Here is a 13,947-nt window from a genome sequence, read left to right as displayed (position 1 = left end):
GAAGGTGGTGATCACCGATCCGGCAGGCCATGCGGGCGAACCGTCTGATGACTTTAAATTTATCGTCGATCTGGAAGCACCAGTCAAACCTGTCATTGGTGACGTTGAGGATGACGTCGGCCCGGTTTCCGGCCCGATTCACAACGGGGACACCACCGACGACACCCAGCCGGTATTCAGTGGCGACAACGGTACGCCAGGCGACACCGTGCGCCTGATTATTGACGATGAAGTGGTAGGTACCGCGATTGTCGGCGATGACGGCAAATGGGAAGTCACGCCTGAGAAACCGCTGCCAGAAGGGGATCATGAAGCGGTTGTCGTGATCGTTGATCCGGTCGGTAACGTCAGCGATCCGTCCGATCCGATCGGCTTCATCGTTGATACCACGCCGCCGGTAAAACCGACGATTGATAGCGTGTTTGATAATGCGGGGCTGAAAACGGGCAACCTGACGAGCGGTGATATCACCGATGACAGCACTCCGGACTTTACCGGTACCGCTGAGAAAAACAGCGTGGTGCGCATCATTGTCAACGGTAAAGAAGTGGATTCCGTTACCGCCGATCCAACCGGTAAATGGACCTGGACACCGTCTCCGGCGCTGACCAACGGCCACTACGATGTGCGCGTGATTGCTGAAGACAAGGCCGGGCTGCGCTCTGAGCCGTCTGACGCGTTCTCGTTCGATCTGGTCGCAGGCGGCGTGCCGACTGCGCCAGCCATTACCGATGTGATTGACGATGTAGATGCCTACACCGGCACCGTACAGCAGGGCGGTATCACGAACGATGACAAACCGACCATCACCGGTACCGGTCAGGACGGGACCACGGTTTACCTGTACGACGGCACGAATCCGCTGCCGATCGGTAGCGCTGTGGTCAAGGATGGCACCTGGACTATTGATTTCGACACGCCGCTGGCGCAGGGCGAGCACCGCTTCCGCGCGGTCGCGGAAAATGCCGTTGGCAACCGCAGCCCGGAAACCGGCGAGTGGGTGATTATTGTCGATTCTGTTAAACCGCTGGCGGCCACGGATATTGAACTGTGGGACGACTTCGGTACGCCAGGCATTATCGCCAATAACGACACCACCGATGACAACACCCCGACCTACCGCGGCAAGGGCGAGCCTGACGGTACCGCGATCATCGATCTGGGTAACGGCACCACGGTGCGCGTGCCGATTGATGGCAGCGGTAACTGGAGCTACACCCCGGCGCCTGCGCTGGCGGACGGTGACTACACCTGGAAAGTCTCGATTGAAGACAAAGCGGGGAACATGGGCCCAGAGTCCGACCCTATCCACTTTATCGTCGATACCAGCCACAACGGCGTCTCTATTAGCCACGTGGAAGATGATGAAGGCGCGCTGAAAGGCAATCTGGCCAGCGGCAGCCATACCGATGACACGACACCGACCGTTGTGGGCCGCGCGACGCCTGGTGCCGAGGTCAAAGTCTACCTGGACGGTAAGTTTGTCGACAGCGTGATCGCCAACCCGACGACCGGTGAGTGGAAATACACCTTCAACCCGGCGCTGACCGCTGACGGAACGTACCAGATCACCGCCAGTGAAAATACCGGCACCGGTGACAGCGCCCAGACCGCGCCGTTTGAACTGACGCTGGACACCCGCGTACCGGTTGGCTCGTTTGATAGCGTTTCCGATGACGTCGGCCTGGTGCAGGGCGATCTGGCCAACCCGGCCGTGACCGATGACACCACGCCAACTCTGCACGGGACCGGCGTCGCGGGCGATACCGTCTTTATTTACAACGGTACCACGCTGCTGCATACCGTGACCGTTGGTCCGGACGGGTCATGGAACTACACCCTGCCGGCACAGAACAACGGCACGGAGCTGTCCCTGACGACGGTATTCCAGAGCCCGACCGGCGTGAGAAGTGCGCCGTCCGCGGAGTGGAAAATCACCATTGATACCGAAGCCCCGGTAGGCAGCGCGGTGGTGGATGCGATGACCCATGACTCCGGCGTCAGCGGCAGCGACTTTATTACTAACAATGGTCAGGCCGGTGGTCTGGTCAGCGGCTATCTCTCCGCGCCGCTGGAAGCGGGCGGCAAGGTGCTGGTCTCTACTGACGGCGGGAAAACCTGGCTTGAAGCGATGGTTGACGGCGACAAATGGGCGTTTGTTGACGGGCAGGCACACAGCGCGGACTGGACGGTGCTGACCCGCGTGGTCGATGCCGCCGGGAACTATACCGAATCCTCCCAGAAAGTGGTGCTGGATCAGGTAGCGCCGGATGAACCGACCGACGTGGTGCGCAGCGGTAACGACGTGACGGTAACGCTGCCGGGCAGCGGGATTGTTGAGGGCGACACCGTGCTGGTGAAGAGTGGCGACATTACCGTCACCCATACGCTGACGGCGACAGACATCGCCAACGGCAACGTGACTTTGACCATGCCTGCGGGTGGCTACACCGATATTCCGGTCGGCGCGGCGATTGTTGACGCGGCGGGTAACAGCTCCAGCTACCGCACCAGCGCGTTCACCAGCACCAACAGCTTCGAAGACGATACGGAGTTCGCGGACATTAATGCAGGCGCATGGGTGCACGGGATGCGTTTCTCCCACACGCCAGATACCGGCACGGCGGATTATGAGTTCGACAGACAGGTCATTGGCACGGGCAGCACCAACAGCCTGTATCTGTACAGCACTTCTACGGATACCGGGATGGCAGCCAGCATGTTTGTTGACTTCCAGTATGGCGCTAAAACGATCGATTTCGTGTTCAACCCGCGCTTTGCCGGTCCGTCGACGGTGGTGACGTTCTACGACGTCAACGGCGATGTGATTAGCTCTCAGCCGGTGAACGCCTTCATCGGCAACCGTAACGTCCCGGTGTCGTTCACCAGCCCGGATGATACCCCGGTTTACCGGATGGAGATCCATCACGAGGAACTGGCGAGCAGCTCTGGCTTTGGTTTCAGCATCGATAACCTGGTGGTGAGCGGAACGGCGAAAACAGTAACGCCTGGCGAATTCCTGGCGGATAACCAGGGCGATGTCTGGTACGGCGACGCGGCGGACAACCTGTATCAGGTTGCGGACGTGGCCAGCCTGACCAATACGGTGATTCAGGGCGGAGAAGGGACCGACACGCTGAAGCTGCTGGGGGCGGATCAGCACCTCGACCTGAGCGCGCTGACGCACCCTGTTCAGTCAGTGGAAGTGTTCGACATTACGGGAACAGGTAACAACACCCTGACGCTGAGCGCGGGGGATGTGCTGGAAAACGCCACGCAGAACCTGTTCCACGACAACGACTTCAACCAAATGATGGTGAAGGGCGACGCGGGCGACGTGGTGAACCTGAGCGACCTGCTGCCGAACGGTATGGACCCGGGTAACTGGACCGATGGCGGGACGGTGAATGTTGGAGGAGTGGAGTATCAGTCTTACCAGATGGATAGCCTGAACACCGAGATCCTCGTTCAGATGGGAGTGACGGTCACGCTACAGAACCATTAATTGATACCAGGAAAGGGAGGTTCCTTCGCCGGAACCTCCAGAGTTTTAGACCAGAACATAAACAGAATTTATTTGGAAAATTTTATGAAAAAGACCATTGCTTCTACTAACAATACCGAACCCAACATCACCGCTCTGCCGCCGCTGCCAACGGACGTTTTACTGTGGAACGACTACCAGTTCCCGCGCGAAATTCACAACGGTGATCCGAGTGAAGATAACACCCCAACCTTCAGCGGTAAGGGTGAGCCGGGCATGACGGCGGTGATCGACCTCGGTGGCGGTCAGAGCGTTCGCGTACCGGTAACCGCAGCAGGCACCTGGAGCTGGACGCCAGCACCAGCGCTGGCTGACGGCAATTATACCTGGTCTGTTTCCCTGGAAGACGCGCAGGGCAACCGGGGGCCTTCTACCGCGCCCATCAGCTTCACCATTGATACGGTGGGTAACGCGGTTTCCATCAGCCACGCTGAAGACAACACCGGTCCGCTGACCAACCCGCTGGCAAGCGGCAGCAGCACCGATGACGTGAACCCGGTTATCGTGGGCACGGCAACGCCTGGCTCGCTGGTCACCCTGTACGTTGATGGCGAACCTGTTGGCTCGAAGACCGCTGATCCGGTAACTGGCGAGTGGGCCATCGAAATCAAACCGGCACTGGAATCGGGTAAGACTTATGAAATTACCGCGGGTGAGTATAGCGGCCCGGGTGAGATCCCTGCGCCGACGCGTCCGTTCCTGCTGACCATCGACACCGTTGTGCCGACGGGCACCTTCGATCGCATCGAAGATAACGAAGGCCGTTATCAGGGCGATGTGGCGAACCCGGGTGTGACCGATGACACCACTCCAACCCTGCACGGTACCGGCCGTCCGGGTGATACCGTGTTCGTGCGCAACGGCAGCGACATTATTGATTCTGTCACCGTTCGCCCTGATGGCAGCTGGGAATATACCCTGCCTGAACAGAAGAACGGCACTGCGCTGGACGTCAGCGTGGTCTTCCGTGGCCCAACGGGGGTGGAAAGCGCACCGACTGCGCCGTGGAAGCTGGTGATTGATACCGAAGCGCCGAACAAACCGATCATTGGTGATGTGGAAGACGACCAGGGCCCGGTTGTTGGCCCGATTCACAACGGCGACACCACCGACGACACGCAGCCGGTATTCAGCGGCGAAGGCGCCGTGCCTGGCGATACCGTTGAGCTGATTGTTGACGATGAAGTGGTCGGTACGGCTACCGTGGGCGACGACGGTAAATGGGAAGTGACCCCGGAAAACCCACTGAAAGACGGTGAGCATCAGGCCGTGGTGGTGATCAGCGATCCGGCAGGTAACGCCAGCGATCCGTCCGATCCGATCGGCTTTATCGTGGACACGCAGCCACCGGCGAAACCGACAATTGATACCGTGTATGACGATGCAGGTCAGCAGACCGGCAATATCGCAAACGGCGGTATCACGGACGACAGCACCCCGGACTTCACCGGTACCGCCGAGAAGGGCAGCCTGGTGTACATCATCATCAACGGCAAAACCGTTGACTCGGTGACCGCCGACGCCGCGACCGGTATCTGGACCTGGACACCGACGCTGGGCCTGGCGAACGGTCATTACGACGTGAGCGTGGTGGCTCAGGACAAAGCGGGGCTGCGCTCCGAGCCGTCTGACACCTTCTCGTTTGATCTGCTGGCGGGCGGTATTCCGACGGCACCGGCCATCACGGACGTGATCGACGACGTTGACGCACATGTGGGGACAGTACAGAACGGCGGCATCACCAACGACGCGCGCCCAACCATTACCGGTACCGCGCAGGATGGCACTACGGTCTATCTGTACGATGGTACAAACCCGAACCCGATCGGCAGCGCCGTGGTGAAGGGCGGCCGCTGGACCATTGATTTTGATGCCGATCTGGCGCAGGGCGAGCACCGCTTCCGCGCGGTGGCAGAAGATGTGACAGGTAACCGCGGCCCGGAAACCGGTGAGTGGGTCATTATTGTGGACTCCGTCGATCCGCTGGCACCTACGGACATTGAGCTGTGGGACGACTTCGGCACGCCGGGCCTCATTGCTAATGGCGACACCACCGATGACAACACCCCAACCTACCGTGGTAAGGGTGAAGCGAACGGCACCGCGATTATCGATCTGGGTAACGGCACTACCGTGCGCGTGCCGGTAGACGAAAAAGGTCACTGGAGCTACACCCCGGCGCCGGCGCTGGCGGACGGCGACTACACCTGGAAAGTCGCGATTGAAGATAAAGCGGGGAACGTCGGTCCGTCTTCTGACCCTATCCACTTTATTGTGGACACCAGCCACAACGGCGTGTCCATCAGCCACGTGGTGGACGATCAGGGTGACTTTACCGGCAACCTGGGCAGCGGTAGCCATACCGATGACACGACCCCAACCGTGGTGGGCCGTGCGACGGCTGGCGCCCTGGTGAAGGTGTATGTTGATGGCAAATTTGTCGACAGCGTACGTGCTGACGCCGTGACCGGTGAATGGCAGTACACCATCAGCCCGGCGCTGACGGTTGATGCGACCTATAAGATCACCGCCAGCGAAGATGCAGGCGCAGGTGAGAGTGCGCAAACCGCACCGTTTGAGCTGACGCTGGATACCCGCGTGCCGACCGGTTCGCTGGATCGCATCGCGGATGACGTAGGTCTGGTGCAGGGCGACCTGGCCAACCCGGCGGTGACCGATGACACCACCCCGACCCTGTATGGTAAGGGCGTGGCGGGGGATGTGGTCTTTATTTACGACGGCACCCGACTGATTGACTCTGTCACCGTAGGGCCAGCGAACACCTGGAACTTTACCCTGCCGCAGCAGAACAACGGCACTGAGCTGTCCCTGACGGCGGTATTCCAGAGCCCGACCGGCGTGAAGAGTGCCTCAACGGCACCGTGGAATATCACCATTGATACGCAGGCACCGGATGCGCCAACGATCAAGGGCATGTATGACGATACGGGTACGCTGATTGTCGACGGTAGCCGTTCACGCGACGCGACGCCGGAGCTGCGCGGTACCGCTGAGAAAGGCAGCCTGGTGAAAATCTATGGCCCGGACAGCAAAGAGCCGATTGCCTCGGTCTATGCCGACACGAACGGCGAATGGAAATGGACCTCGCCAGTACTGTCCGATGCAAAACACGACTTCTACGTGAGGGCGCAGGACAAGGCAGGGAACGTCTCCGGTGAGTCCAACCACTACGGTCTGGAAGTGGACACGAAATCGACCACGCCGGTTATTCTCGGCGCGTACGATGACGTGGAAGGCGGTATCTATAAAGCACTGGTACCGAACGGTGGGCTGACCAACGACGCAAATATGGAGCTGCGCGGGACGGCGGAAGCGAACAGCATCGTCTACATCTACAACGCGTATAACGACGCGGTGCTGGATACGGTTAAAGCCGGTCCGGACGGTAAATGGAGCTGGGAGCGTGCGGTCGCGAATACCGCTGAAGGCCGTCCGCACATGTTCTACACCATCGCCAAGGACGACCTGGGCAACGTCTCCGCAAAATCGGCGACCTACTCACTGAACGTGGATACGGTCAATGCCGCGCCGGTGATCACCGGTTCCTGGGATGATGTTCAGGGTGGTGTGTATAACGGTTTGGTGGGTAACGGCGGCGTTACCAACGACAGAACGCTGGATTTACGCGGCACGGCGGAAGCGGGCAGCGTGGTGTATATCACCAACCCGGCCAACGGCGCGGTGTATGGTTCGACCACGGCAGGTACGAATGGACAATGGTCATTCCCGGTCACGACCAACTATAACCAGACGTATAACTTCCAGGCTTATTCAATTGATAAAGCCGGAAACCGTTCGGTGAACTCGACGAACTTCGCGATCACCGTGGATACCGTGGTGGCCGCGCCAAACGTCACCGTTATCTCTGATAACGTGGCGGGCGGTAAAGTCGGTAACCTGGTTGACGGCGAGCGTACGAACGACAACCGTCCAACCATTACAGGTAATGGTGCGGAAGCGGGCGCTAAGATTGAGATTGTGCTGGCGCTGGGTAACCAGGGCTGGAGTAACAACAACCTCGTGTACACCACCACCGCCAAAGCCGATGGCACCTGGAGCATCGAAATTCCTAACGCATTGCAGGACGGAACCTGGTACTTCCGTGCCAAACAGACCGACCTGGCGGGTAACACCAGTGCTCTGGGCAATCAACATTATGTTGTGGTCGATACCGCAGTGGCTGCACCAACCGTAACGGTTATCTCGGATAACGTAGCGGGCGGTAAAGTCGGTAACCTGGTGGATGGTGAACGTACCAATGACAACCGTCCAACCATTACAGGTAACGGTGCGGAAGCGGGCGCTAAGATTGAGATTGTGCTGGCGCTGGGTAACCAGGGCTGGAGTAACAACAACCTCGTTTACACCACCACCGCCAAAGCCGATGGCACCTGGAGCCTGGAAATTCCGAAGGCGCTGCAGGATGGCACATGGTATTTCCGCGCCAAACAGACCGATCTGGCGGGTAACACCAGTGCACTGGGCAACCAGCATTATGTGGTTGTCGATACGGTTAACGCCGCACCGACCATTACCAGCGTGATGGATAACGTCGGAAATGAAACGGGTAACGTAGCGAACCTGGGGAAAACGGATGACAGCACACCAACGTTAAACGGTACGGCAGAGGCAGGCAGCACGGTCTATATCGCCGTGAATGGCGTAACGTACAGCACCGTCGCCACCAACGGCAACTGGAGCTTTACGCCACCAGCGTTGCCGCTGGGTAACCATACCTTTAGCGTGTTCTCGATTGACCAGGCGGGTAACAAGAGTGCGGGTGTGTCACGTAGTCTGACGATTGTGTCGCCGAAAACGAGCGGATTTGAGAATTTCGATTCTTATCCGATTGAAACAATGAATAAAGGAACATATACGTCAAAAAATGGCCTGAAATTTACGTTGAACGACAACTACTATCCTGGATACGGCGGGGCGATGACGCATACAGATGCCTACGGCGGCCGTGCATTAGCGCCATTTGGCAATATGACCATGCATTTCGATGGTGTGAATGCGGTAAGCATGAAGATTTCTGGTGCGAATGATGCCATTCAATCGAGTGTCGTGAAGTCAACTTACGTTGTCTACGATACCGCTGGAAAGGTGATTACCTCCGGATATCTGCCTTCAGGAAATGCCACATTCTCCGCCACCGCACCAGCGGGACGCGAGATTGGTGATATTGTGTTCAATATGGGACGCGGTGCCAGCAGTGGTCTGTCGGGTGGTGGTAACACGACCAACACCGATCAGTACCTGATTGATGACGTTCGCTGGACGGTTAACACCTCACGCTCTGCTTCCAGAAGCATGATGATGAACACCGAAGAGCAGCATGACGATAATAACCATCTTGTCAGTACGCTGAACGATCGTGAGATCAATCTGGATAACCTCCAGCACAAGACCATCGATCTGACCAACAGCAAGCAGGACAAGCTGAATATCAGTCTGCACGACGTGCTGACCCACGCTGAAAAAGACCTGTTCATTGCTGATGGCAACAAGCAGTTGATGGTGCAGGGGAATAAAGGCGATGTGGTGAACCTGAACGAACTGCTGCCTGACAACAGCGATCCGGGTAACTGGACCAACGCAGGTAACGTCAAGGTCTCCGGTGTGGAATACCAGGTGTACCACATGGAAAACCATGACGTGGAGCTGCTGGTACAGACCGGCGTCACCGTCAACGTGAATAATCACTAACTAAAACTTTTCCGGGCCCCTGAGAGGGGGCCCGTGGAGGATTTATGACTTTTTTCAAGACCTCTTTATTCGCGGCGCTGTTTACCTCCTCCGCATTGATCATTCACCCGGCACTGGCGGCGGAAAACTTTGGTAAGACGTATCAGCCCGTTGCGCCTGTCGGCCAGACGCAAACCCAGGTGGTTTACTACCGTGACGCCAGCAATACCGCAGGCGGCGCAGCGCATATTTATGTCGATAATGAATTCCACGACGCCCTGCTGCCGGGCGGCTATACCGTTTTCTGTCTGGCGCCGGGCAAGCACAATCTGGGCGCGTACCAGAATGATGCGCCACAGTATCGCGGCAAAGAGCAGGGCTACAACGTCGAGATGAGCGGCGGTCAGACCTACTTCGTGCGCGTCAACCACACGATGAATGCCGTGCCGGAAGCGCGGACCCGCGAGCAGGCGGAAAAGGATCTTGTGGGGCTGCGCGAGCAGATCCACGTGCTGTCCCGTGCCTCCAGCGTCGAAGCCTGTAAGAATCTTGCGCCACAGTACAAGGATTACACCCTCTCCGGGGATGTGATGTTCCGCTTTGGTCAGTCTGGCGTGAAAGGTGTTTCCGCTCAGGGTCATCAGGCGGTGAAAGATCTGGTGGCGACGATCAGACGTGAAAACGTTGAACTGAAGCAGATCCAGGTTATCGGCCACACGGACGCCATTGGCAGCGATCGCAGCAACTATGCCCTTGGTCTGAAGCGTGCCCAGACCGTCCGCACCATGCTGGCAGAAAACGGTCTCCCGGCGCGCCTGATGACCGCTTCCAGCGTGGGCAGCGATGAGCCTGTGGTGAACGACTGCGCGGCATCCGATAAAAAAGCCCTGATTGCCTGCAATGCGCCTAACCGTCGTGTGGTAGTGCGTGTCAGCGGTGGTCAGGATGTAAGTGCGCCAGCACAAAAGTAGTTTATTTTTCATCTGTTTATGCCGGGTGACGCTTCGCTTACCCGGCCTGCTTTACGGAAAGCATTTTCCTACCCCTTCCTTTTTCGTGTCAAAAAATAAGCAGGTCCATTGAGACAGGTCTCATTAAGGCAAGACCATTCCGCGTGACAGAATATTCCTAATTCACTGCAAAAAGTTAATTTATCTTTTTGATTTAATTGTCTTTTAACAACCAGGAACACGCGAAATATGGAATCCTCAATGGCCAATACCCAGGAGGAACAGCTGCACACGCTCGCCCGTGATACCCGCCTGAATGACGACTCTCTGCTCAGAAGCATTGCCTGGCTGTCTGAGCATTATGGTCTGGGTAAAAGCGACGATGTGTTGCTGGCTGGTCTGCCTGTCGAACAAATCCTCACACCCTCTTTAGCGCTTGATGCGCTCAAAAACGCCGGTATCACCGGGGGGCTCATCAAGCGTAACAGCGCTGAACTGCCCGAGCAGGTTTTCCCCATGATTCTGCTACGCAAAGGTGCGGGCGGCATGGTGCTGCTTGCGCGCGAGCGTCGTAAAAATGCCGATGATAAATGGGATCTGTTTTACACCCTGATCATGCCGGAAGTGGGTAACGAGCCGGTTGAGCTGAACCATGAGGCGCTCAGCGAGCTGTATGTCGGTTATGCCATTGCGGCCAAGCCGACGGCGCGCATTGACAGCCGGGTCAGCGACATTGCGCCGCCGCAGCCGAAAGGCCACTGGCTGTTCAGCACCCTGTGGCGCTACCGTAGCTACTACCGCAGCGCCGCGCTGGCCTCGGTGCTGGTCAACGTCCTGGCGCTGGCGTCGGTCTTCTTTACCATGAACGTCTACGACCGTGTGATCCCGAACCAGGCGTTTACCACGCTCTGGTCGCTGGCGATTGGCGTGCTGGTGGCGATGGTCTTTGAGGCTGTCACCCGTACGGTGCGGGCGCATCTGCTTGATACCGCTGGAAAGAAAGCGGATCTGATCGTCGGCAGCATTCTGTTTCGCCAGTCGCTGGCGGTCAAAATGGAGCATAAACCGGCCTCTTCCGGCTCGTTTGCCAACCAGCTGCGCGAGTTTGAATCCGTCCGCGACTTCGTCTCTTCCGCGACGCTGGCAGCGATTGCCGACCTGCCGTTTGTGCTGCTGTTTATCGGCATTATTTTTGCCATCGGCGGCTCGCTGGCCATTATTCCCCTGTTGATGTTACCGATGATCCTGGTGGTGAGCCTGCTGATCCAGTGGCCGCTGGCAAAAGTTATGAAAGCCAGCCTGCAGGAAGCGTCGTTAAAGCAGGGCGTACTGATTGAATCCATCGAAGGGATGGAAACCCTCAAGTCAGTGGGCGGTGAATCCTGGATGCAGAGCCGCTGGCAGAAGTTCAGCGCCATGCAGTCCAGCAGCGCCGCGGCGTCCAAACACTACTCGACGCTGGCCATGAACTCGGTGAGCTTCCTGCAGCAGCTGCAGACGGTGCTGCTGATTGTGACCGGGGTATACCTGATTGATGCCGGTCACCTGACCCAGGGCGCGCTGATCGGTACCGTGATGCTGGCGGGCCGCGTGACCGCGCCATTAAGCCAGGTGATTGGTCTGGCCGTGCGTTTTCAGCAGGCGAAGGCCGCGCTGAGCTCGCTGAACAGACTGATGGAGCATCCGACCGACCGCAGCAGCGAGATCGACTACATCAAACAGCCTGAGCTGAATGGCGATATCGAGCTGAAAGGGGTGACCTTCTCCTACCCGGCACCGCCGATGCAGCCTAACCCGGAGATCCTGAAAGGGGTCAACCTGACGATTAAGCCGGGCGAGCGCGTGGCGATTGTCGGCAAAATCGGCAGCGGCAAATCGACCCTGCTGCGCATCATTGCCCGTCTCTACACCCCGGTGAAAGGGCAACTGTTCAGCAGCGGGCTGGATGTAAACCAGATTGAGCCCTCCGACTGGCGTAACAACGTGGGCTTTGTCGGCCAGGAAGCGCGCCTGTTTTACGGCACCCTGCGTGAAAACATCATGATTGGCCGCCAGAACGCCTCCTCCGATGAATTCCTGCACGTGCTGCGCCTGACCGGGCTGGATCAGATTGCCGCGCGCCATCCTCGCGGGATCCACATGCCGGTGGGCGAGCAGGGGAATAGTCTCTCCGGTGGCCAGCGTCAGCTGGTGTCGCTGGCCCGTACGCTGCTGGCGAGACCCAATCTTCTACTGCTGGATGAACCCACCAGTGCGATGGATTCCCAGACGGAAGCCCTTTTCTTACAACACCTGAAAGTCGCAACGGCTGGGCACACGCTGGTTGTAGTGACCCATCGCCCGTCGCTGCTGGCGCTGGTCGATCGCCTGGTGGTGGTTGATGACGGCAAAATCGTGGCCGATGGCCCTAAACAACAGGTGCTGGCCGCCCTGAACGGCGCACCGGCTAATGACAGTTCCCCTGCGAAAGCCACGCCAGCAAAACAGCCCGTGGAGGCGACCGCATGACATTCTTTAAACGTAACACCCGACAAAAAGCCCTCTCGGCGCGCGATGCCGCCTGGATGAGCGACATTCAGGAGGCGTTATTCTCCCAGACCACGCCAAAATCACGGCTGGTACTGTGGCTGATCCTCGTCGTCTTCTGCGGCTTCCTGGTCTGGGCCCATTTCGCGAAAGTGGAAGAGATCACCAAAGGCGACGCCAAAATCGTCTCGAAAAGCCGCGAGCAAATTATCCAGAGCCTGGAGGGCGGTATTCTCGAAGAGCTGAACGTCCGTGAAGGCGACATCGTCGAGCCGGGGCAGGTGCTGCTGAAAATTGACCCGACCCGCGCCCAGTCCAGCTACCAGGAGACGCTGCGTAAAGTGGTCGCCCTTGAGGCCACCGTCGATCGCCTGCGTGCCGAAGCATATGGCCTGCCGCTGACCTTCAGCGACCGCGTGAAGCAGTACCCGTCAGAAGTGGAGCTGGAAACGCATGCCTATAACAGCCGCAAGCAGGCGCTGGAAGAGGGCATTGCCTCGCTGGAAAAAAGCTACCGCCTGGCGCAGAACGAGATCGCCATGTCCGAGCCGCTGGCCGCGCGCGGCCTGCTCTCGGAAGTGGAACTGCTGCGCATGCGCCGTCAGGCCAACGATCTGCAGTCGCAGATTGTTGAACGCCGCAACCGCTACCAGTCCGATGCTAACGCCGAGCTGATTCGCCAGGAGCTGGATCTGGTGCAGGCCCAGGAGAGCCTGACCGGACGCGCTGACGTGGTGAGCCGGACCACCATCACCGCGCTGGTGAAAGGCACGGTAAAAAACGTGCGTGTCACCACCATCGGCGGCGTTATCCAGCCGGGTGAACACATTATGGAAATCGTGCCGCTGGAAGACCAGCTGCTGGTGGAAGGGAAAATCAAACCGTCTGACGTGGCCTTCCTGCATGCCGGATTACCGGCGATGGTGAAGATCACCGCCTACGATTTCGGCATCTACGGCGGTCTGAAAGGGCACGTCTCTCTCGTCAGCCCGGACACGCTGAAGGATGACGCCAAAGCCGCGGCCGGTCGCCCTGACGACACCTACTACCGGGTGATGGTCTTAACCGACAGCAGCACGCTGACGGCAGGCGGTAAATCCCTGCCGATTATTCCCGGCATGATCGCCACGGTGGAAATTCGCACCGGTGAAAAAACCATTCTCGACTACCTGTTGAAACCTATCTTCAAAGCGAAGGAAGCGTTCCGCGAGCGTTAAT

Annotated in this window: 5 protein-coding genes; all 5 read left to right on the top strand. The window is 58.3% G+C overall.

Going from position 1 to position 13,947, the window contains the following annotated elements; genetic code table 11:
• The coding region (locus EKN83_RS19740) for an Ig-like domain-containing protein (protein WP_126801536.1) at nucleotides 1–3,505 on the top strand (3,505 nt) is incomplete at its 5' end.
• 84 nt (nucleotides 3,506–3,589) lie between these two features.
• Entirely contained in the window at nucleotides 3,590–9,274 is a 5,685-nt protein-coding gene (locus EKN83_RS19735) for an Ig-like domain-containing protein (RefSeq protein ID WP_126801535.1), read from the top strand.
• Between the two features lie 44 nt (nucleotides 9,275–9,318).
• Nucleotides 9,319–10,224, top strand: a complete 906-nt coding sequence (locus EKN83_RS19730; protein WP_126801534.1) for an OmpA family protein — start codon at nucleotides 9,319–9,321, stop codon at nucleotides 10,222–10,224.
• A gap of 228 nt (nucleotides 10,225–10,452) precedes the next feature.
• Entirely contained in the window at nucleotides 10,453–12,711 is a 2,259-nt protein-coding gene (locus tag EKN83_RS19725) for a type I secretion system permease/ATPase (protein WP_126801533.1), read from the top strand.
• Nucleotides 12,708–13,946, top strand: a complete 1,239-nt coding sequence (locus EKN83_RS19720) for an HlyD family type I secretion periplasmic adaptor subunit (protein WP_126801532.1) — start codon at nucleotides 12,708–12,710, stop codon at nucleotides 13,944–13,946. The genes EKN83_RS19725 and EKN83_RS19720 overlap by 4 nt, the downstream gene beginning before the upstream one ends.
• Nucleotide 13,947 lies beyond the last annotated feature (1 nt).

The organism is Enterobacter sp. WCHEn090032, assembly GCF_003986875.1.
Taxonomy (GTDB): Bacteria; Pseudomonadota; Gammaproteobacteria; order Enterobacterales; family Enterobacteriaceae; genus Enterobacter; species Enterobacter sichuanensis.
The sequence above is the reverse complement of the archived record's forward strand: the minus strand, read 5'-3'. Positions and strand labels throughout refer to the sequence as shown.